The organism is Streptomyces sp. NPDC015532 (assembly GCF_043078065.1).
Lineage (GTDB): Bacteria > Actinomycetota > Actinomycetes > Streptomycetales > Streptomycetaceae > Streptomyces.
Genome location: NZ_JBIBSY010000012.1, coordinates 1 through 21,274 on the forward strand (window position 1 = coordinate 1; position 21,274 = coordinate 21,274).

Here is a 21,274-nt window from a genome sequence, read left to right on the forward strand (position 1 = left end):
AAACGCCCGGTTACATTCCGAACCCGGAAGCTAAGCCTCACAGCGCCGATGGTACTGCAGGGGGGACCCTGTGGGAGAGTAGGACGCCGCCGAACAAATTTTAGAGAGCTGGTCCCCGAACTTCGGTTCGGGGACCAGCTCTTTTTTGTTTTGCGTCACTTGAAGTTCACGTCACGCGGCCACTATCCCCATCATGAGTACTGCTGCAATGCTCACGGCCGCGGGCGTCGGAGCCGGTGACGAGGTCGTCGTTCCGGCCTTCGGGAACGTGGAGGTCGCCGACGCCGTCACCCGCGCCGGCGCGACCGTCGTCTTCGCCGACATAGACCCGGTGACGTACTGCCTCGACCCCGACGCGGTGGAGGCGGTCATGACTCCCCGGACGGCGGCGCTCGTCGTCGTGCACCGCTTCGGGCGGAGCGCCGACCTGATGCGGCTGCGGGAACTGGGGCAGCGGCATGAAGTGCTGGTCCTGGAACAGGGCGAGTCCGAGGCGCCGTACGACGAGATCGCGCAGCGCAGGGAGCGGGCCGCCTATCTCGACGGCCGGCTGAGGGGCGTACGCACACCCGTCAGCGGCGACGGACACACCTATCAGCAGTACGTCGTACGGGTGCCCGGCAACGGGCGTCCGGACCGCGACGCCTTCGCACGGGCCGTACGGGCCAGGGGAGTCGAGTGCCGCGTTCCGGTGAAGACGCCAGTGCACCGGCTGCCCGGGTTCCGTCGGGACGTACAGCTCCCCGAGACCGAGCGGGCCGCCGACGAGACCCTCTCGCTGCCTGTGGACGGGACGTTGACGAGGCGGGAGATGCAGCGGATCGTCTCCGCGTGCAACGCGCTCGGCGGGCTCCTGCAACCGGCCTTCTGATCAGGGCCGGACGGGTTGGGAGCACGGTCCTGTTCAGGGTATGATCTCTCTTGTTGCCGCGAGGGAAACCTCAAAAACAACAGGCCCCCCTAGCTCAGTCGGCAGAGCGTCTCCATGGTAAGGAGAAGGTCAACGGTTCGATTCCGTTGGGGGGCTCAAGCAGAAAAGGCCTCCGCCCTTGTGGGCGGGGGCCTTTCGCATGTCCGGGGACTCGCGTCCCCGGGACCTCGGCTCCCGGGGACGCGAGTCCCGGGAGCGTCGGTCGCCGGGTCTCAGTCCGTGGGGAGGCCAGGGACGCGCATCGCCAGAATGGCCATGTCGTCCGACGGGGCGTCGGAGGCGAAGCGTTCGACCGCGCGCATGATGCGTGCGGCGACAGCGCCGGCCGTCAGCCCCGTGCACGTGGTGAGGACATCCGCGAGACCATCGTCGCCGAGCATGCGCGTGCCCTCGCGCCGCTCCGTGACCCCGTCCGTCACACACAGCAGGACATCGCCCGGATCGAGGGTGACCCTCTGCTCGTACAGCTCCAGGTCCTCCATGACGCCGAGGAGCGGCTGCGGTTCGGCGGCCGGCTCGACCGTTCCGTCCTGGCGCAGCCGCAACGGGAGCGGATGGCCGGCGCAGACGACCTTCAGAACGGCGCTGCCGTCCTCCTGGGGCCACAACTCGCCGTAGAGGAGCGTCAGGAAGCGGCTGCGGGCGCCCTCGTCGAGGATCGCGGAGTTCAGCCGCTCCAGGACCGCGGGGCCGCCGTAGCCCTCGCGGGCCAGCAGGCGCAGTGCGTGCCGGGCCAGGCCCGTGACCGCCGCCGCCTCCGGCCCCGTACCGCAGACGTCGCCGATGGCGAAGCCGTACGCGCCGTCACGGATCGGGAAGAGGTCGTAGAAGTCGCCGCCGACCTCGTTGCCCTCGCCGGCCGCGCGGTAGATGACCTCGACCTCGACGCCCTCGATCTGGGGGAGTTCCGGGGGCAGCAGGCTGCGCTGGAGGGACTGGCTGATCGCCGTGCGCTCCGAGTACAGGCGGGCGTTGTCCAGGGCGAGAGCCGCTCGCCGGGAGAGGTCCTCGGCCAACTCCAGGATCTCCTGGCGGAAATGCTCGTCCGACGGCTTGCCGAGGGTCAGCATGCCGATGACGCGGTTGCGGGCGACCAGGGGAAGGACGACGGTCTCGCCACCGACAGCGGCGGCCGTCGCCAGGGTGGGGCCGATGCCGGAGTTCATCGACGTCGGCCCGCCGAGGCCCAGACTGCGCATCGAGGTCCGCAGGGCCGCGTCGTGAGCGGCCGCGGCGGGAGCCGACCAGACACGGGCGCCCGGGGTGGGCACCGGGTCCGGTGGGGCGATCTTCGAGAGCAACGCCTTGAGGCCGTCGATGAGTTCCTCGTCCTCGTGCAGGACGTACGAGAGGTAGGGATCGGAGGCCTGGTCGGCGATCGTGTACACGGCGCACCAGGTGGCCAGGGTCGGGACCGTCATCTGGGCCATGAGGGCGAGCGTCTGGTCGCGGTCCAGCGTGCCCGCGAGCAGGTCGGAGGCTTCGACGAGGAAGGACAGCGAGCCGCGGCGCAGGCGTTCCAGCTCGCCGAGGCGGGCCGACTCCACCGCGAGGGCGATGCGGTCGGCGGCGAACTGGAGGCGCAGGGCCTCTTCGTTGGAGAAGCGGCCGGGGGATTCGGCCGCGACGCCGAGGGAGCCGGTCAGGCGGCCCTCGACCTTCAGCGGGACCGTGACGACCGAGCGCATGCCGGTGCCGCCGAGGAGCGGCACGGCGCCGGGGACGACCGTCAGGTCCTCGTGGACGGCGGGCATCCGGGCCGAGCCGTAGCGGCCGGGGCCCGCCTCGACGGGGACGCGGGCGAAGCGCTGGCGCGCGGAGGGCAGGCCCGTGGAGGCGCGTACCTCCAACTCCGTCTCGTCGTCGGTCGCGAGGAGCAGGAAGGCGGAGTCGCCGTCCAGCATGTCGCGGGCCCGTTCGACCGTGCGCTGGAGGAGCCCGTCGAGGTCGTCCGGGGCCGGTGATCCGATGAAGACCTCGAACGGATCCGTGGCCTGACCCTCCCCGTGGGTGCCCGCGTCGGAGGCGGGACCGCGCAACGGGGTCTGCAGGACGGCACGTTCGTGGTCGCGTACGAGGAGGCAGACGGTGGAGGGCTCGCCGCTCGTGTCGCGGACCCGCAGGTGCGAGGCGTACACCGGAGTGACGCGGCCGTCGGCGCAGCGGACGCCGTAACTGCCTTCCCAGCGCGAGAGTTGGAGGGCCTCGACGATGCCGGTGCCGGTGCCGGGGGTGTGCGGCCAGGCCGCGAGGTCGGTGAGCGGTTTGCCGGTGACCTGGTCGGCCGCGTACCCGAAGAGCTCCTCGGCGTCCTCGTTCCAGGCGTTGATGGCGCCGGTGCGGTCGATCTGCACGACCGCCACGCGTACGCGGCCGTCGGCGAGGGGGAGGAGGTCGGCGGGGAGCGGGGGGCCGGCGGTGCGGGTGCCGATCGCCCGCTCGGGGAGGTCGAGCTGGAACCAGACCTGCTTGTGGGTGGGCGTGTAGTCGACGCCCCAGCGGCGGGCGAGGGCCGCGCAGAGCTGGAGGCCGCGGCCGCCCTCGCGGTCGGGGCTGCCCATGTTGACGGCCGTCGCCTGGAGTGGGATCTCGCGTTCCGGGTAGCGATCCGCCACCTCGATGCGCACGCCGTCGTCGCTGCGCAGACACAGGACGTCGGCGGAGGTGCCCGCGTGCACGACGGCATTGGTGACCAGTTCGCTGGTCAGAACGACGGCGTCGTCGACGATGTCGGCGAATCCCCAGCCCTGGAGGGTGTCCCGGACGAACGAGCGGGCGGTCGCGACGGACCGTCCCACCGGTTCGAAGCTGGCGGCCGCGCGCGCGGTGATCACAGAACTCCTCGTCCGGTCGTCGGCGTGAGGGGTTCCGTGGCCGGCCCGCTCCTGCGTCGGCACAGCGTGGTTCCCTCTCGGCCGGGGATCCTGGGGTGTCCCTCCAGGATGCAGTCCGGTGGTCATGGTGCGGTGCCCCTCCGATGCCTGCCCGCTCGTACTCGTGCCACCGCCCAGGCCGGACGGGACCGGCACGGCTGGACAGCCGCTTGCAAGGTTACTTACCTTCGCGGGCCCTGCGGATGCCGGTCACGGGTGTTTCCGTCTTGAAGAGTGGGGTGTTTCCGTTCGGACAGGTGCGTGTGATTGCCTGCGGCCAGGGCCGGAGGACTGTCCCGTGGGTGTGCGGACGATGTGCGAAGCTGCCGAACTGTTATGGCCTGGTTCGGCCGGGGTGAAACACTGGGCAGGCTCCAGGAGTAGGTCCGGGCAGGTCGCATGCCTCCCGCGGACCACGAACAGAAGTACCCGAGTACGCCGAGCAGTATTGGTCGACCCTTGCGGGAGGGACACAGTGGAGTCTGGCGCAGCGACGCGGGGCGGTAGGACGCGCGCGAAAGGCGGACAGTCCCTGAACAGCGGGCGCTCACCGCGCACCGGCACCACCGAGGTGGACACGGCGGCCCTGAACCGGTTGCTGGCGGCCCTGGTGGCGATGAGGGACGGCAACTTCCGTAAGCGGCTCACTGTTTCCGGTGACGGCGTGATGTCCGAGATCTCGGCGGTCTTCAACGAGGTCGCCGACCGGAATCTGCACCTGACGGGCGAGCTGTCGCGGGTACGGCGTGTGGTCGGCCGTGAGGGCAAGCTCACAGAGCGGCTGGAGGCGGGCGCCGGTGAGGGCGCCTGGGCGGCCGCGATCGACGCCTCGAACGCGCTGGTGGACGATCTCGTACGGCCTGTCTCCGAGGTCGGCCGGGTGCTGTCCGCCGTCGCGGAGGGCGATCTGTCGCCCCGCATGGACCTGCGGGCGCAGGCGGCGGACGGGAACGGGCATCCGCTGCGCGGTGAGTTCCTGAAGGTCGGCCGGACCGTCAACAACCTGGTGGACCAGCTCTCGACGTTCACGGACGAGGTCACCCGGGTGGCCAGTGAGGTGGGCACCGAGGGCAAGCTCGGCGGGCAGGCCCGGGTCCGCGGTATGTCCGGTTCGTGGAAGGACCTCACGGACTCGGTCAACACGATGGCGCACCGGCTCACCGCGCAGGTGCGTGACATCGCTCTCGTGACGACGGCGGTCGCCAAGGGTGACCTGTCGCGGAAGGTCACGGTTCACGTGGCCGGCGAGATGCTGGAGCTGAAGAACACCGTCAACACGATGGTGGATCAGCTGTCCTCCTTCTCGTCCGAGGTGACTCGCGTCGCGCGCGAGGTGGGCACGGAGGGTGAGCTGGGTGGTCAGGCGCAGGTGCCCGGTGTGGCCGGTGTGTGGAAGGACCTCACCGATTCGGTGAACCTCATGGCCGGCAACCTGACGGCCCAGGTGCGCGGGATCGCGCAGGTGACCACGGCGGTCGCGAGCGGTGACCTGTCGCAGAAGGTGACCGTCTCCGCACGGGGTGAGGTCGCGCAGCTCGCCGAGACGATCAACCAGATGACCGAGACGCTGCGGACGTTCGCCGACGAGGTCACCCGTGTGGCCAACGAGGTCGGCGGCGAGGGCCGGCTCGGTGGTCAGGCGAACGTGCCGGGGGCGGCGGGAACGTGGAAGGACCTCACGGACTCGGTCAACACGGTCTTCCGCAACCTCACGACCCAGGTGCGGGACATCGCCGCCGTGACGACCGCCGTGGCCAACGGCGATCTGTCGCAGAAGGTCAGCGTCCAGGTCGCCGGCGAGATGCTGGAGCTGAAGAACACCGTCAACACGATGGTCGACCAGCTGTCGTCCTTCGGTGTCGAGGTCACGCGCGTGGCCCGCGAGGTCGGTGTCGAGGGTGAACTGGGCGGCCAGGCACAGGTTCCGGGAGTGGCCGGCACCTGGAAGGACCTCACGGACTCCGTCAACACGGCGTTCCAGAACCTGACCGGCCAGGTCCGCAACATCGCGCAGGTGACCACGGCGGTCGCGAACGGTGATCTGTCGCAGAAGGTGACCGTCGAGGTCGCCGGCGAGATGCTGGAGCTGAAGGTCACCGTGAACACCATGGTGGACCAGCTGTCGAGCTTCGCCGACCAGGTGACGCGGATGGCCCGTGACGTGGGTACGGAGGGCCGTCTCGGCGGCCAGGCCCGGGTGGACGGCGTGTCCGGCACCTGGAAGGAACTGACCGACTCCGTCAACTTCATGGCGGGGAACCTGACGTCGCAGGTACGGCAGATCGCGCAGGTGACCACGGCGGTGGCGCGGGGTGACCTGTCGCAGAAGATCGACGTGGACGCGCGCGGCGAGATCCTGGAGCTGAAGAACACCATCAACACGATGGTCGACCAGCTCTCCGCGTTCGCCGACCAGGTGACGCGGGTGGCCCGTGACGTGGGTACGGAGGGCCGCCTCGGCGGTCAGGCGCAGGTGCCCGGCGTCGCCGGTGTGTGGCGTGACCTGACCGACTCGGTGAACGGCATGGCCGGCAACCTCACGGCGCAGGTCCGCAACATCGCGCAGGTCGCGACCGCGGTGGCGCGGGGTGACCTGTCGCAGAAGATCGACGTGGACGCGCGCGGCGAGATCCTGGAGCTGAAGAACACCCTCAACACGATGGTCGACCAGCTGTCGAACTTCGCCGAGCAGGTGACGCGGGTGGCCCGCGAGGTGGGCACCGAGGGCATCCTCGGCGGGCAGGCCGAGGTGCAGGGTGTCTCGGGCACCTGGAAGGACCTCACCCAGTCCGTGAACTTCATGGCCAACAACCTGACCATCCAGGTGCGCAACATCGCCGAGGTCACGACCGCGGTCGCCATGGGAGACCTGTCCAAGAAGATCACCGTCGACGCGAAGGGCGAGATCCTCGAACTGGTCACCACCGTCAACACGATGGTCGACCAGCTCTCGTCGTTCGCCGAGCAGGTGACCCGGGTGGCCCGCGAGGTGGGCACTGAGGGCCAGTTGGGCGGTCAGGCGCGGGTGCCCGGGGTCACGGGCATCTGGAAGGACCTGAGCGACAACGTCAACCTGATGGCCTACAACCTGACCATGCAGGTGCGGAACATCTCGCAGGTGGCGGCGGCCGTCGCCAACGGCGACCTGACCCGGACGGTGACGATCAAGGCGCGCGGTGAGGTCGCGCAGCTCGCCGACACGTTCAACACCATGGTGAAGACGCTGAGTTCGTTCGCCGAGCAGGTCACCAAGGTGGCCCGCGAGGTGGGTACGGACGGCATCCTCGGTGGTCAGGCGCAGGTCCCGGGCGTCGCCGGTACGTGGAAGGACCTCACCGAGTCGGTCAACGGGATGGCGTCCAACCTGACCGGCCAGGTGCGCAACATCGCGATGGTCACCACGGCCATCGCCAAGGGCGATCTCACCAAGAAGATCGACATCGACGCGCGCGGCGAGATCCTGGAGCTCAAGACCACCATCAACACGATGGTCGACCAGCTGTCGTCCTTCGCGGAGGAGGTCACCCGAGTCGCCCGGGAGGTGGGTACCGAGGGGCAGCTGGGCGGTCAGGCGCGTGTCCGTGACGTCGACGGCACCTGGCGCGACCTCACCGAGTCGGTGAACGAGATGGCCGGGAACCTGACCCGGCAGGTGCGTGCCATCGCGCGCGTGGCGACCGCGGTGACCCGCGGCGACCTGAACCTGAAGATCGACGTGGACGCCTCAGGCGAGATCCAGGAGCTCCAGGACTACATCAACAAGATGATCGCCAACCTGCGCGACACCACCATCGCGAACAAGGAGCAGGACTGGCTGAAGGGCAACCTCGCCCGGATCTCCGCCCTGATGCAGGGCCGCCGCGATCTCGACGACGTGGCCTCGCTGATCATGAGCGAGCTGACGCCGGTCGTCTCGGCCCAGCACGGCGCGTTCTTCCTCTCGATGCCGCTGGTCGACGGCAAGGACGCGGGCACGGAGGACGAGGAGGCGTACGAGCTGCGCATGCTCGGGTCGTACGGCTACTCGATGGGCTCCATGCCGACGTCGTTCCGGCCCGGCGAGGCGCTGATCGGGACGGCCGCGCAGGAGAAGCGCACGATCCTGGTGGAGAACGCGCCGAGCGGTTATCTGAAGATCTCCTCCGGGCTCGGTGAGGCACCTCCGGCCCAGGTCATCGTGCTTCCGGTGCTCTTCGAGGGGACCGTGCTCGGTGTCATCGAGCTGGCGTCGTTCACGCCGTTCACGCAGATCCAGAAGGACTTCCTGAACCAGATCGCGGAGATGATCGCGACGAGCGTCAACACGATCTCGGTCAACACCAAGACGGAGGTGCTGCTGCGGCAGTCGCAGGAGCTCACCGAGCAGCTGCGGGAGCGGTCGGCGGAGCTGGAGAACCGGCAGAAGGCGCTCCAGGACTCGAACGCGGAACTGGAGGACAAGGCCGAGCTGCTGGCCCAGCAGAACCGCGACATCGAGGTCAAGAACACGGAGATCGAGGAGGCGCGGCAGGTCCTGGAGGAGCGCGCCGAGCAACTCGCGGTCTCCATGCGCTACAAGAGCGAGTTCCTGGCGAACATGTCGCACGAGCTGCGGACACCGCTCAACTCGCTGCTGATCCTGGCCAAGCTGCTCGCCGACAACGCGGACACGAACCTCACGCCGAAGCAGGTCGAGTTCGCCGAGACGATCCACGGCGCGGGCTCGGACCTGCTCCAGCTCATCAACGACATCCTCGACCTGTCGAAGGTCGAGGCGGGCAAGATGGACGTGTCGCCGACCCGTATCGCGCTCGTCCAGCTCGTCGACTACGTGGAGGCGACGTTCCGTCCGCTGACCGCGGAGAAGGGGCTCGACTTCTCCGTACGGGTCTCGCCGGAGCTGCCCGCCACCCTGCACACCGACGAACAGCGTCTTCTCCAGGTGCTGCGCAACCTGCTCTCCAACGCGGTGAAGTTCACCGATTCCGGAGCGGTCGAGCTGGTGATCCGGCCCGCAGGGGCGGACGTGCCGGTGGCCATCAGGGAGCAGCTGCTGGAGTCGGGGTCGCTGCGGGACGCGGACGCCGACCTCATCGCGTTCTCCGTGACCGACACCGGCATCGGGATCGCGGCGAGCAAGATGCGGGTGATCTTCGAGGCCTTCAAGCAGGCGGACGGCACGACGAGCCGCAAGTACGGCGGTACGGGTCTGGGGCTCTCCATCTCGCGGGAGATCGCGCGGCTGCTGGGCGGTGAGATCCACGCCCAGAGCGAGCCGGGCCGCGGCTCCACGTTCACGCTGTACCTGCCGCTGCACCCGAGCGAACTGCCGCCGCAGGGCTACGGGCAGCTCGCGCCGGCGCTGGAGGCGGGGGAACTGCTGGCCTCCGAGGGCGAACTGCACAGCATCGGGATGCCGGCCGAGGTGAAGTCGTATCAGGACGCCCAGAACGGGCCCGCCGCGCTGTTCAGGAGGCGCCGCAGGGCGCTGCCCGCGGCCGAACAGCGCGCGGACGTGTCGGGGCAGCCGGACGGTGCCGCGGGCGCCGCTCAGGAGCCGTGGGCGACCGCGGGACAGCAGGACGCGGGACCACAGCAGGGCCGGGGCATCCGCTTCGAGGGCGAGAAGGTGCTGATCGTCGACGACGACATCCGCAACGTCTTCGCGCTGACCAGCGTCCTTGAGCAGCACGGACTCTCGGTGCTGTACGCGGAGAACGGCCGCGAGGGCATCGAAGTGCTGGAGCAGCACGACGATGTGACGGTCGTTCTGATGGACATCATGATGCCCGAGATGGACGGCTATGCCACGACCACGGCGATCCGGCGGATGCCGCAGTTCGCGGGGCTGCCGATCATCGCGCTGACGGCGAAGGCCATGAAGGGCGACCGGGAGAAGGCGATCGAGTCGGGCGCCTCCGACTACGTGACCAAGCCGGTCGATCCCGATCATCTGCTGTCGGTGATGGCGCAGTGGATGCGCGAGGGGTGACACACTCGGGGGAGCGACCCGGGTCGTCACGGTGCGACCGGTATCGGCACACCGTGCGGCACGTTCGGACGGCCCGGCGTCGGATGACTGACTGTGCCGGAAGCCGTGTAGAAGCACGGGATACGGGGAACCTTCTGGTCCCCTGCCGCGTTTCTGCTACGTGCACAGTGACATCACGGTGACAGGGTGTGGCGACGGGCGGGGTGCGGCTAGCATGACCGGCACAAGGACGGGCGGCGCAAGGGAGTCGTCCCCAGGGGCGGCGCGCGGCGCTTCCCCAAGTCCTGCGGACAGGGGAGGCCCCATGCCGGGGCGAGGAGGGCGGGCCATGGTGCAGAAGGCCAAGATCCTCCTGGTCGATGACCGGCCGGAGAATCTGTTGGCGCTGGAGGCGATCCTCTCCGCGCTCGATCAGACACTGGTTCGGGCATCGTCCGGGGAGGAAGCGCTCAAAGCGCTGCTCACGGACGACTTCGCGGTCATTCTGCTGGACGTCCAGATGCCTGGCATGGACGGATTCGAGACCGCTGCGCACATCAAGCGGCGGGAGCGGACCCGGGACATCCCGATCATCTTCCTCACCGCCATCAACCACGGCCCCCACCACACCTTCCGGGGGTACGCGGCCGGCGCGGTGGACTACATCTCCAAGCCCTTCGACCCGTGGGTGCTGCGCGCGAAGGTCTCGGTGTTCGTCGAGCTCTACATGAAGAACTGCCAACTCCGCGAGCAGGCGGCCCTGTTGCGGCTCCAGCTGGAGGGCGGAGGCAAGGCGGCGCTCGGCGAGGCCAAGGAGCCCGCCGGACTCCTCGCCGAACTCTCCGCGCGCCTCGCGGCCGTCGAGGAGCAGGCCGAGGCGCTGTCCAAGCAGCTCGACGACGACTCCGCGGACGCGGCGGCGGTGGCCACCGCGGCTCACCTCGAACGCAAACTCACCGGGCTGCGCAGGGCGCTGGACGCGCTGGAGCCGGGCACGGGCAGCGGGGCACCCTCGGTGCCGTCGCAGAGCTGAAGCCCGGACGGGCACGTCCGGACGGTCCCGTCGGACCTTGAGGAAGCGTCAGTTCCGTTTCTGGTGACGGTGACACGATCGGGTGAAGCTCAGCGTTCCCCCCTGTTCGGGCGAAGTCGAGAACTTGGGGGAGGCACACGTGTCGCTGCCGTCTCCACCGGTAACCTCACACACATGGCCTCACGTCAGTCCGCAGCCAAGAAGCCGCCCGCGAAGAAGGCGGCCGCTCCGACGAAGGCTCCGGCTAAGAAGGCCCCGGTGAAAAAGGCCCCCGCGAAGAAGGCGGCCGCCGGCAAGGCGCCCGCCAGGAGGGCCGCTGCGAAGCCCGCCCCGGCGCCGGCGCCCAACCCGACCGCGGGCGTGTACAGACTCGTACGCGCCCTGTGGCTGGGTATCGCCCATGCCGTCGGAGCGACCTTCCGCGGGATAGGGCGCGGTGCCAAGGGGCTCGACCCGGCACACCGCAAGGACGGACTGGCGCTCCTGCTGATCGGTCTCGCGCTGATCGTCGCGGCGGGAACGTGGTCCAATCTGCGCGGTCCCGTCGGCGATCTCGTCGAGATGCTCGTCACCGGCGCCTTCGGCCGCCTCGACCTCCTCGTCCCGATACTGCTCGCCGTGATCGCGGCGCGGCTCATCCGGCACCCCGAGCAGCCGGAGGCGAACGGCCGGATCGTGATCGGTCTGTCGGCGCTCGCGATCGGTGTGCTGGGGCAGGTGCACATCGCGTGCGGATCGCCGGCGCGCAGCGACGGGATGCAGTCGATAAGGGACGCCGGCGGGCTCATCGGCTGGGGGGCGTCCACCCCGCTGACGTACACGATGGGTGACGTCCTGGCCGTACCGCTCCTGGTGCTGCTCACGATCTTCGGGCTGCTCGTCGTCACGGCGACCCCGGTCAACGCGATTCCGCAGCGGCTGCGGCTGCTCGGCCAGAAGCTCGGCATCGTCCAGGCCGACTTCGACGAGGACGCGTTCCGTGCGGACGAGGAGCGCTACGACGAGCAGTGGCGCGAGGGGATCGCGGGGCGCTCCGGCGGGCGCTCGCGCGCCCCCGAGTCGTACGACCCCGACAGTGCCGAGCAGGAGGCGCTCACCAGGCGCCGGAGCCGCCCCCGGCGGCCCGGCGCGCGGCAGCCCGACATGAACCGGCCGATGGACGCCGTGGACGTCGCGGCGGCCGCCGCCGCGGCCCTGGACGGTGCCGTGCTGCACGGGATGCCGCCCTCGCCCCTGGTCGCCGATCTGACGCAGGGCGTCAGCGTGGAACGCGAAGGGTACGAGGAGACGACACCGGTCCCGGCCGCGCGCGCCAAGGCCGTCCCGGGCGCCAAGCGGCCCAGGCAGGAGCCGCTGCCGGTCGAGTCCGTCGTGCCCGACCTCACCAAGGCCGCGCCCGACGCCCCGCGTGAACTGCCCCCGCGCGCGGAGCAGCTCCAGCTCTCCGGGGACATCACCTACGCGCTGCCCTCCCTGGACCTCCTGGAGCGCGGCGGCCCCGGCAAGACCCGCAGCGCCGCCAACGACGCGGTCGTCGACTCCCTGCGCCAGGTCTTCACCGAGTTCAAGGTGGACGCCGACGTCACGGGCTTCACCCGCGGACCGACGGTCACGCGGTACGAGGTCACGCTCGGCCCCGCCGTGAAGGTCGAGCGGATCACCGCGCTGACCAAGAACATCGCGTACGCGGTCGCCAGCCCCGACGTGCGGATCATCAGCCCGATCCCCGGCAAGTCCGCGGTCGGCATCGAGATCCCCAACACCGACCGCGAGATGGTCAACCTCGGTGACGTGCTGCGTCTGGCGGACGCGGCGGAGGACGACCACCCGATGCTGGTCGCGCTCGGCAAGGACGTCGAGGGCGGCTACGTGATGGCCAACCTGGCGAAGATGCCGCACGTCCTGGTCGCCGGAGCCACCGGTTCCGGCAAGTCGTCCTGCATCAACTGCCTGATCACCTCGATCATGGTCCGGGCGACCCCCGAGGACGTGCGGATGGTCCTCGTGGACCCCAAGCGCGTCGAGCTGACCGCGTACGAGGGCATCCCGCACCTGATCACGCCGATCATCACCAACCCGAAGCGGGCCGCCGAGGCGCTGCAGTGGGTCGTGCGGGAGATGGACCTGCGCTACGACGACCTCGCGGCGTTCGGGTTCCGGCACATCGACGACTTCAACGAGGCCATCAGGAACGGCAAGGTCAAGCTGCCCGAGGGCAGTGAGCGGGAGCTGACCCCGTACCCGTACCTCCTGGTGATCGTCGACGAGCTCGCCGACCTGATGATGGTCGCGCCACGTGACGTCGAGGACTCGATCGTGCGCATCACCCAGCTCGCGCGCGCGGCCGGCATCCATCTGGTGCTCGCCACGCAGCGGCCGTCCGTCGACGTCGTCACCGGTCTGATCAAGGCGAACGTGCCCTCCCGGCTGGCCTTCGCGACCTCCTCGCTCGCGGACTCACGCGTCATCCTCGACCAGCCCGGTGCCGAGAAGCTGATCGGCAAGGGTGACGGACTCTTCCTGCCGATGGGGGCCAACAAGCCCACGCGTATGCAGGGCGCCTTCGTCACCGAGGACGAGGTCGCGGCGATCGTGCAGCACTGCAAGGATCAGATGGCGCCCGTCTTCCGGGACGACGTCACCGTGGGCACCAAGCAGAAGAAGGAGATCGACGAGGACATCGGCGACGACCTCGATCTGCTGTGCGCGGCCGCCGAGCTGGTCGTCTCCACGCAGTTCGGGTCCACCTCGATGCTCCAGCGCAAGCTGCGGGTCGGTTTCGCCAAGGCGGGCCGTCTCATGGACCTCATGGAGTCGCGCGGGATCGTCGGGCCCAGCGAGGGTTCCAAGGCGCGTGACGTCCTGGTGAAGGCCGACGAGCTGGACGGGGTGTTGGCCGTGATGCGCGGGGAAGCAGAAGCGTAAGAGCCCTCGGCGAGGAGGGACGGGACAACCGGCGACGGCGCGGTGAGCGCGTGGCCGTCGCCCAGGTGGCGGCGGCACTGTCGGGCGGATGGCGGAACGTCATGTTCCGTACCCGGCTGATATGTGAATGTGACTCACCCGTAAGAAGTCGGTGAGCAACCGTTTCGCCTTGTCGCACGTCAAGTTGAGCGAAGGGACGCCACCATGTCCCTATATCAGGATGACCGGCCATTCTGATGGCGTACAAAGTCCCACCGCCCGGTTGCCCCACCCTTTCGTACCCCCCCTAGACTGAACTTCCAGCACAGGTGGCTACACGCTCGAAAGGCGCCCCCGTGTCCATCGTCAACTCACCTGACGGCAACTCCCCCGAAGACGAGCGTCCGTTCGAAGACGACCCTACGGCTGAACGGCTCTCGATCGGACGTGCCCTTCAGAAGGCACGCATCGAGGCCCATCTGACCGTCGACGACGTCAGCAACGCCACCCGCGTCCGCATCACGATCATCCACGCCATCGAACAGAACGACTTCGCTCCCTGTGGTGGCGACGTCTACGCGCGCGGCCACATCCGGACCCTGGCCCGCGCCGTCCGTCTCGACCCGGCTCCGCTGCTCGCGCAGTACGACGCCGAGCACGGCGGACGTCCCGCGCCGACGCCCGCCGCCCCGCTGTTCGAGGCGGAACGTATCCGCCCCGAGCGCCGCGGCCCGAACTGGACGGCCGCCATGGTCGCCGCGATCGTCGCGGTGATCGGCTTCGTCGGGTTCACCATGGTCAAGGGCGGCGGAGACGGCGACGACTCGAAGACCCAGGTCGCCGAGGGGTCCACGCCGATCACCAAGAAGTCCGCCGCCCCCTCCGCGACCGCCACCAAGCCGGCCGACCCGAAGCCCGAACCGTCCGACAGCGCCATCGCGGCCGCCCCGCAGGACAAGGTGACCGTCCAGGTCAGCGCCGCGGACGGACGCAGCTGGATCTCCGCCAAGGACCACAACGGGCGGATGCTCTTCGACGGGCTGCTGAAGCAGGGCGAGTCCAAGACCTTCCAGGACAGCTCCAAGATCAACCTCATCCTCGGTGACGCCGGAGCCATCCAGCTCTTCGTCAACGGCAAGAAGATCGAGGATCAGTTCCGGCCGGGTGCGGTGGAGCGTCTGACGTACACGAAGGGTGACCCGCAGGTCGGATAGGGGTCGCGTGTAGCACACCGTCGACGGGGTTGGCCAAGATCGGCCAACCCCGTCGACGTGGGCCGTCGTCCAGACAAAGTAGTCTTGAGCCCATGCCTGAACGCCGTACCGTCGCACTCGTCACCCTTGGCTGCGCCCGTAACGAGGTGGACTCGGAGGAGCTCGCAGGCCGCTTGGAGGCGGACGGCTGGCAACTCGTGGAGGACGCCGAAGAAGCGGACGTCGCCGTCGTCAACACCTGCGGATTCGTCGAAGCCGCCAAGAAGGACTCCGTCGACGCCCTCCTCGAAGCCAATGACCTCAAGGGACACGGCAGAACACAGGCCGTCGTCGCGGTGGGCTGCATGGCCGAGCGGTACGGCAAGGAGCTCGCCGAAGCTCTTCCCGAGGCCGACGGCGTGCTCGGCTTCGACGACTACGCCGACATCTCCGACCGCCTCCAGACCATCCTGAACGGCGGCATCCACGCCTCCCACACCCCGCGCGACCGGCGCAAGCTGCTGCCCATCAGCCCGGCCGAGCGGCAGAGCGCCGGCGAGGAAGTGGCCCTTCCCGGCCACGGCACCCCCTCCGACCTCCCCGAGGGCGTCGCCCCGGTCTCCGGCCCCCGCGCGCCCCTGCGCCGCCGGCTGGACGGATCCCCGGTCGCCTCGGTGAAGCTCGCCTCCGGCTGCGACCGCCGCTGCACGTTCTGCGCCATCCCCTCCTTCCGCGGCTCGTTCATCTCGCGCCGCCCCAGCGACGTCCTGAACGAGGCGCGCTGGCTGGCCGAGCAGGGCGTCAAGGAGGTGATGCTCGTCTCCGAGAACAACACCTCGTACGGCAAGGACCTGGGTGACATCCGTCTCCTGGAGACGATGCTTCCCGAGCTGGCCGAGATCGACGGCATCGAGCGCGTGCGGGTCAGCTACCTCCAGCCCGCCGAGATGCGCCCCGGGCTCATCGACGTCCTGACCTCCACGCCGAACGTCGCGCCCTACTTCGACCTGTCCTTCCAGCACTCCGCGCCCGACGTGCTGCGCTCGATGCGCCGCTTCGGCGACACCGACCGGTTCCTGGAGCTGCTCGACACCATCCGCGCCAAGGCCCCGCAGGCCGGCGTGCGCTCCAACTTCATCGTGGGCTTCCCCGGCGAGAGCGAGGCCGACCTCGCGGAGCTGGAGCGCTTCCTCACCGGAGCCCGCCTCGACGCGATCGGTGTCTTCGGGTACTCCGACGAGGAGGGCACCGAAGCGGCGACGTACGAGAACAAGCTGGACGAGGACGTCGTCGCCGAGCGCCTCGCGCGGGTGTCCCGGCTCGCCGAGGAACTGGTCGCCCAGCGCGCGGAGGAGCGCGTGGGCGAAACCGTGCACGTGCTGGTCGAGAGCGTCGACGGCGAGGACGGCGCGTACGGCCGCGCCGCGCACCAGGCGCCGGAGACGGACGGCCAGGTCCTGTTCACGAGCGGCGAGGGTCTGACCGTCGGCCGTATCGTCGAGGCCAAGGTGGTCGGCACGGAAGGTGTCGACCTGGTGGCCGAGCCGCTTCCGGGCTCGCTCGTGAGCGCTGAGGAGGCGGCCAGATGACCGGAGCCCCGGCATCCGCGGCAGGCGGCTCCCCGGGCGCCAAAGGTGCGACGGGCGCCCCCGGCGTATCCGGTGCGCCGGGCGCGGGCGATGCTCAGGGCGCCTCTGGTGCTCCGGGCGCTCCCGGTGGCCCGAAAACGCCTCGCGGCGGGAAACTGGGCGCCGCGGCCGTCAACCAGGCCAGCCTCTGGAACATCGCCAACATCCTGACCATGATCCGGCTCGTCCTCGTGCCGGGTTTCGTGGCGCTGATGCTGGCCGACGGCGGATACGACCCCGCCATGCGGGCCTGGGCCTGGGCCGCCTTCGCCGTGGCCATGATCACCGACATCTTCGACGGTCACCTGGCCCGCACGTACAACCTGGTCACCGACTTCGGGAAGATCGCCGACCCCATCGCCGACAAGGCGATCATGGGCGCGGCACTGGTCTGCCTGTCCGCCCTCGGTGACCTGCCCTGGTGGGTCACCTTCGTGATCCTGGGCCGTGAGCTCGGCGTCACCCTGCTGCGCTTCGTCGTGATCCGGTACGGGGTCATCCCGGCGAGCCGTGGCGGCAAGCTGAAGACGCTGGCCCAGGGCACCGCGGTCGGCATGTACATCCTGCCGCTGACCGGGGCGCTGGCCAGCCTGAGGTTCTGGGTGATGGCCGTCGCGGTCATCCTGACCGTGGTCACCGGCCTCGACTATGTGCGGCAGGCCGTCGTGCTGCGCCGCCAGGGAATCGCCGAGCGGCGGGCAGCCGCCGCGGAGGCCGAGCGGTGAGCCCCGCGGCCGCCGAAGTGGTGCGACTACTCAAAGTGAGGGGCGAGACGCTCGCCGTCGCCGAGTCGCTCACCGGTGGTCTGGTGGCCGCGGAGATCACCGCGGTTCCGGGCGCCTCGAAGGTGTTCCGGGGCTCCGTGACCGCGTACGCCACTGAACTGAAGCACGAACTGCTCGGCGTCGATGTCACTCTTCTGGCCGAGCGCGGCGCGGTGGATGCCCAGGTCGCGGCACAGATGGCGGCCGGGGTGCGCGAGGCGCTCGGAGCCGACTGGGGGATCGCGACCACCGGCGTCGCCGGTCCCGACCCCCAGGACGGGCAGCCGGTCGGTACGGTCTACGTGGCCGTCGACGGCCCCCTCGCGGCGCCTTCCGGCACCCTTCGCGATGGGAAAGTGCTGCCACTGCGGTTGAACGGCGACCGGGCGGAAATCCGTATGGAGAGTGTACGCAGCGTACTCGCGCTGCTTCTTCGGGAGCTCGCGGGCGAACAGACCGGGAACGAGCGGGCACAGGATACGGAACAGAACGGGGGGTTTTGATGTTTGCAGCCCTGAGTGAACACGACATCGCTCCCCGCACGGCCGCGGCGCAAGGCGGTACGGTGGGGCGTGAAGGATGCGGCTACGCGGTCCGAGGAGGGAGCCACCGATGATTCTGCTCCGTCGCCTGCTGGGTGACGTGCTGCGTCGGCAGCGCCAGCGCCAGGGCCGTACTCTGCGCGAAGTCTCCTCGTCCGCCCGAGTCTCACTCGGCTATCTCTCCGAGGTGGAGCGGGGGCAGAAGGAGGCATCCTCCGAACTGCTCTCCGCGATCTGCGACGCGCTGGACGTACGGATGTCCGAACTCATGCGGGAAGTGAGCGACGATCTCGCCCTCGCCGAGCTGGCACAGTCGGCTGCGGCACCCGAACCGGTGCCCGCACCGGTGCGTCGCCCGATGCTCAATTCCGTATCGGTGACCGGTGTGCCACCGGAAAGGGTCACGATCAAGGCGCCTGCCGAAGCGGTCGACGTCGTCGCCGCCTGACGCTCGCCGGCTCGCGTTCCCTGAGCTGAGAGACGTACCACCGAAGCCCCGGCCGGGGCTTCCCCGGGGAGACCCGGAGGAGCCGGTCCGGGGCTTCCGTGTTCCCCGCGGCCCCTCGTGGGCCCATTTGCCGGTATCCGGCGCGGCCTCCATGGTGGAGGGACCCGGCGAAGCCGATGCCGGCCGTCGTGACCCGCGTCGCCCGCGAGGCCGGCCGGCGGAGGCGTCGTGAAGCGGAGGATGCGGATGTACGTCGTGAAGAGCTCCCTGTCCGACGAGGACCTGAAGCCCGTCGCCGAGGCGCTCCAAGGCGCCCTGGTCGATCTGGTGGACCTCTCCCTCGTGGCCAAGCAGGTCCACTGGAACGTGGTGGGGCCCCGCTTCCGTTCCGTCCACCTCCAGCTCGACGAGGTCGTGGACATCGCGCGACTGCACTCCGACACCGTGGCGGAGCGGGCCTCGGCCCTCGGAGTCCCGCCGGACGGGCGGGCCGCCACCGTGGCGTCGAGCAGCGGCGTCCAGGACACGCCCGCGGGCTGGATCAAGGACGCCGACGCCGTACGGACGCTCGTGGCGGCGCTCGGCGCGGTGATCGCGCGGATGCGGGAACGGGTGGCCTCCACCGCGGACCCGGATCCGGTGAGCCAGGACATCCTCATCGGGATCACGGCCGACCTGGAGAAACATCACTGGATGTTCCAGGCGGAGGACGCGTGAGCGGCCCGGAGCCGCTCCGCCCCGGCCGGTGCCGCGTGCCGCCGGTGTGCCCTGCTCGCGCGTGAGATCGGCGGCCCGGTGCCGCGCCGGAGGAGGTGCCATGGCAGGGCGGTCAGTGCGCCGGGGGGCGTGCCTGGTGCTCGGTGCGCTGTGGTGGTTCAGCGTGCTCCGGCTCGCGCTCGCGCCCGGTGCAGGGGTCCTCGAAGGAGCCGTCGCCGCGGGCGGGTGGGGGCTCAGTCTGCTGCCGGTGCACTGCGTGCCGAAGTCCCGGGCCGCCGGTGCCGTGGGACCGGACCGGTGGCGGGACCGCCGGTGGGAGAGCAGGCGCGGGTACGGGCGTGGTTCCGGGAGGGCTACCAGGGCATGGCGACGCCGCCGTTGGGGCGGAGGATCTGACCGGTGGTGAATGCCGAGGCGTCCGAGGCCAGGTACAGAACGGCGTGGGCGATGTCCTCGGGCTCCCCGACACGGCCCAGCGGTGACAGGCGTGCCATGAACGCCTCGGTGTGCGCCTGACGGTCGCCGTGACGGTCGGTCATGGGTGTGCGGATCCAGCCGGGTGCCACGGCATTGACGCGTATGCCGTGCGGACCGGCCTCGGTCGCCAGCGTCTTCGTCAGCTGCACGACGGCCGCCTTCGCCGCGCTGTAGCAGAGCAGGCCCGGACCGCCGGAGTCGATGGCGCCCGACGCCATGGTGATGACGCTGCCGCGGACGCCGTTCTCGATCATGGATCGTGCGGCCTCCTGGCAGGAGTACAGGACCCCTTTGAAGTTGACGTTCAGCACCCGGTCCAGATCCTCGTCCAGGGTCTCCAGGACCGGGCTGCTGTGCATGATCCCGGCCACCGCCGCCATGACGTCGAGACGGCCGCACGACGCGACGGCCTCGTGGAGCCGGGCGCGGTCGGTGACGTCGAGCGGGTGACTCAGCGCGGTGCCGCCCTGGCCCTTGATCAGCGTCGCCGTCTCGTGCAGGCCCGGCTCGTCGACGTCCGCGCAGTGCACGGTGGCGCCCGCCTCCGCGAGCAGGACCGCCGCCGCGCGGCCGATGCCGCCGGCCGCGCCGGTGACGAACGCGGTGCGTCCGGTGAGGTCGTACGCGGAGAGGCCCATGAAGGGGACGGTACGAAGAGATCTGACGGTCCGTCAATTGGTCGCGCGCGAGTTGATGCACGGGCGGACGGGTGGGCGGGCGGCTGGGCGCCCGGGCGGGCGGGCCGGGTGCGGTGCTGCGCGCGGCCTGTCGTGTGGTGCTACGTGTGGCTTGTCGTGCGGTGCGGCCCGCGGCCTGTCGTGTGGTGCTACGTGTGGCTTGTCGTGCGGTGCTACGTGTGGCCGGGGGCGGTGGCTTCAGGGGCCGTCCGCCCGAGGCTCGGCGGCTCAGGGGCTCAGGGGCTCAGGGTCTTAGGGGCTCAGGGGTGCGGTCGGCCGGGTGTCCGGGACCCGTGCCCGGTGGGGCGGTGCGCCGTGACGGTGCGCCGGCCGGCGTCCGGCCGCGGGGTGGGGCCCGCCTGGCAGTGGGGGCACCAGTACGTGGGGCGCTCGCGGGATCCGTCGCCCTGGTTCCCCGAGCGGACCGGTGTCCCGCAGCGCAGACACGGGCGCGGTGTGCGCCCGTACACGAACAGGTTCTGCTCGCGGCGCCCGGTGGTGACACGGACCGGCCGGTCGCGGTTGAACTCCAGCAGCTTCTTGGCGAGGGCCGGCAGTTGGGCGGCGCGGTCGGCGGGCAGCGCGCCGACGGAGAGCCAGGGGGTGACGCCGAGCAGGAAGCACAGCTCGCTCTTGTACACGTTCCCGATCCCGGCGAGATTGCGCTGGTCCAGGAGGGCCTCGCCGAGGGCGCGGCCGGGGTCGCGAAGAAGGTTCTCCAGGGCTCTGTCCGGGTCCCAGTCAGGACCCAGGAGGTCGGGACCGAGGTGACCGACCGCGCGGGACTCGTCGGTGGTGCGGAGCAGTTCCAGCACGGGCAGGCGATAGCCGACCGCCGTACGGTCCGCCGTGCCGAGGATGGCCCGGATCTGGTGCGCGGGGCCCCCGCTCCAGCGCCGGCCGGTGTCGTACACCTTCCACGAACCGTCCATCCGCAGATGCGAGTGCAGGGTCAGACCGCCCTCTATCCGGGTGAGGAGGTGCTTGCCGCGCGGGGTGACGTCCAGGACGGCGCGGCCGGTGAGGTCGGCCGTGGCGTACCGGGGCACCCGCAGGTCGGACCGGATCAGGACCTTGCCCGCGAGGGCGACGTGCAGGCGCCTCGCGGCCTGCCAGACCGTGTCTCCTTCGGGCATG

At 70.1% G+C, this 21,274-nt stretch carries 14 protein-coding genes, 1 tRNA gene and 1 rRNA gene; 13 read left to right on the top strand and 3 right to left on the bottom strand.

All coding sequences use genetic code 11. The features are described from left to right. The 3 genes from rrf to ACF07B_RS29665 form a co-directional block, all read left to right on the top strand. Positions 1-95 (top strand): 5S ribosomal RNA (gene rrf, locus ACF07B_RS29655); the annotation flags it as partial. A gap of 113 nt (positions 96-208) precedes the next feature. Continuing rightward, a complete protein-coding gene (locus ACF07B_RS29660) occupies positions 209-871 on the top strand; it encodes a DegT/DnrJ/EryC1/StrS family aminotransferase (protein ID WP_369479638.1) in 663 nt (220 codons plus the stop codon). 83 nt (positions 872-954) lie between these two features. Continuing rightward, positions 955-1,027, top strand: a tRNA-Thr gene (locus ACF07B_RS29665). A 116-nt stretch (positions 1,028-1,143) separates the two neighbouring features. Here ACF07B_RS29665 and ACF07B_RS29670 read toward each other — a convergent pair. Beyond that, the gene (locus ACF07B_RS29670) at positions 1,144-3,891 is read right to left on the bottom strand and encodes a SpoIIE family protein phosphatase (RefSeq protein WP_392181223.1); all 2,748 of its coding nucleotides are present in this window, start codon (positions 3,889-3,891) and stop codon (positions 1,144-1,146) included. Between the two features lie 388 nt (positions 3,892-4,279). Here ACF07B_RS29670 and ACF07B_RS29675 point away from each other — a divergent pair, with 388 nt between their 5' ends. The 10 genes from ACF07B_RS29675 to ACF07B_RS29720 all read left to right on the top strand — a co-directional run bounded on the left by ACF07B_RS29675 (position 4,280) and on the right by ACF07B_RS29720 (position 19,389). Next, positions 4,280-9,775 (top strand): HAMP domain-containing protein, encoded by a 5,496-nt coding sequence (locus tag ACF07B_RS29675; protein WP_392181224.1) that lies wholly within the window; start codon positions 4,280-4,282, stop codon positions 9,773-9,775. Positions 9,776-10,103: 328 nt separating this feature from the next. After that, a complete protein-coding gene (locus ACF07B_RS29680; RefSeq protein WP_037620357.1) occupies positions 10,104-10,787 on the top strand; it encodes a two-component system response regulator in 684 nt (227 codons plus the stop codon). 174 nt (positions 10,788-10,961) lie between these two features. After that, positions 10,962-13,712 (top strand): DNA translocase FtsK, encoded by a 2,751-nt coding sequence (locus ACF07B_RS29685; protein WP_392181225.1) that lies wholly within the window; start codon positions 10,962-10,964, stop codon positions 13,710-13,712. A 335-nt stretch (positions 13,713-14,047) separates the two neighbouring features. After that, entirely contained in the window at positions 14,048-14,905 is an 858-nt protein-coding gene (locus ACF07B_RS29690) for a helix-turn-helix domain-containing protein (protein WP_369479459.1), read from the top strand. Between the two features lie 92 nt (positions 14,906-14,997). Next, positions 14,998-16,473: a 30S ribosomal protein S12 methylthiotransferase RimO gene (gene rimO, locus ACF07B_RS29695; RefSeq protein ID WP_369479460.1), complete on the top strand. Its 1,476-nt coding sequence runs from the start codon at positions 14,998-15,000 to the stop codon at positions 16,471-16,473. Next, the gene (gene pgsA / locus ACF07B_RS29700; protein WP_392181226.1) at positions 16,470-17,237 is read left to right on the top strand and encodes a CDP-diacylglycerol--glycerol-3-phosphate 3-phosphatidyltransferase; all 768 of its coding nucleotides are present in this window, start codon (positions 16,470-16,472) and stop codon (positions 17,235-17,237) included. The genes rimO and pgsA overlap by 4 nt, the downstream gene beginning before the upstream one ends. Next, entirely contained in the window at positions 17,234-17,779 is a 546-nt protein-coding gene (locus tag ACF07B_RS29705) for a CinA family protein (RefSeq protein WP_392181227.1), read from the top strand. Before pgsA ends, ACF07B_RS29705 begins: the two co-directional genes overlap by 4 nt. 109 nt (positions 17,780-17,888) lie before the next feature. Next, positions 17,889-18,266, top strand: coding sequence for a helix-turn-helix domain-containing protein (locus ACF07B_RS29710; protein WP_384235401.1), 378 nt, complete (start codon positions 17,889-17,891; stop codon positions 18,264-18,266). A gap of 246 nt (positions 18,267-18,512) precedes the next feature. Then, on the top strand, positions 18,513-18,983 hold the full coding sequence (locus tag ACF07B_RS29715) for a Dps family protein (RefSeq protein WP_369479464.1): 471 nt from the start codon (positions 18,513-18,515) through the stop codon (positions 18,981-18,983). 100 nt (positions 18,984-19,083) lie between these two features. Further along, positions 19,084-19,389: a hypothetical protein gene (locus ACF07B_RS29720; protein ID WP_369479465.1), complete on the top strand. Its 306-nt coding sequence runs from the start codon at positions 19,084-19,086 to the stop codon at positions 19,387-19,389. Here the strand turns inward: ACF07B_RS29720 and ACF07B_RS29725 are convergent. Both ACF07B_RS29725 and ACF07B_RS29730 read right to left on the bottom strand, forming a co-directional pair. Beyond that, entirely contained in the window at positions 19,337-20,098 is a 762-nt protein-coding gene (locus ACF07B_RS29725) for an SDR family NAD(P)-dependent oxidoreductase (RefSeq protein WP_392181228.1), read from the bottom strand. The genes ACF07B_RS29720 and ACF07B_RS29725 overlap by 53 nt on opposite strands. A gap of 299 nt (positions 20,099-20,397) precedes the next feature. Next, positions 20,398-21,273 carry an Fpg/Nei family DNA glycosylase gene (locus ACF07B_RS29730; RefSeq protein ID WP_392181229.1) on the bottom strand — a complete coding sequence of 292 codons (876 nt, stop codon included), beginning with the start codon at positions 21,271-21,273 and terminating at the stop codon, positions 20,398-20,400. Position 21,274 lies beyond the last annotated feature (1 nt).